The following is a 641-nucleotide window of genomic DNA, read 5'->3' on the forward strand; positions in this document are numbered from 1 at the left end:
TGCCGTCCCTGAGGACCGGCGTGTCGGGGTAGGTGTCCCCCTGACCTTCGTACAGGTCGAGGATGAAGCGGGCGATGTCTTCCTTCTCTTCCACGTTCATGCCCGCCATAGGCTCGTCCAGGAGAAGCACCTTCGGCTCCAGAGCCAGCGCCCGCCCGAGCTCCACTCTCTTGCGAAGACCGTAGGGCAGCGCCGCGACCACCTGCTTCCGGATGTCCTGGATCTCCAGGAAGTCGATGATCTCCTCGACCGTCTGGCGGTGCTTGATCTCTTCGCGTCGCGCCCAGCCGAAATAGAGCGCCCCGGTGATGAAGGTCTCGCGCATGAATATATGGCGGGCCGCCATGATGTTGTCCTGCGTGCTCAAACCCGTATAGAGCTCGATGTTCTGGAAGCTGCGGGCGATGCCCATCCTGGCCAGTTTGTCCGGTCGCCGGCGGGTGATCTTCTCGTCGCCCAGGTAGATCTCACCCTTCTGCGGTTTGTAGAAGCCGTTGATGCAGTTGAGAAGGGCGGTCTTCCCGGCGCCGTTGGGGCCGATGATGGCCAGGATCTCGTCGTTCCTCACGTCCAGACTCACATCGGTGAGCGCGTTGACGCCGCCGAAGCTCAGGGAGACGTTGTCGATGCGGATGACGGGC

At 62.4% G+C, this 641-nt stretch carries 1 protein-coding gene; it reads right to left on the reverse strand.

Features of this window, described 5'->3' with window-relative positions; genetic code table 11:
• A partial coding sequence (locus tag P1S46_12400) for an ATP-binding cassette domain-containing protein (GenBank protein ID MDF1537263.1) occupies positions 1-634 on the reverse strand: 634 nt, incomplete at its 3' end.
• Between the last annotated feature and the right edge of the window lie 7 nt (positions 635-641).

It is taken from the genome of bacterium, from assembly GCA_029210545.1.
Lineage (GTDB): Bacteria > BMS3Abin14 > BMS3Abin14 > BMS3Abin14 > BMS3Abin14 > JARGFV01.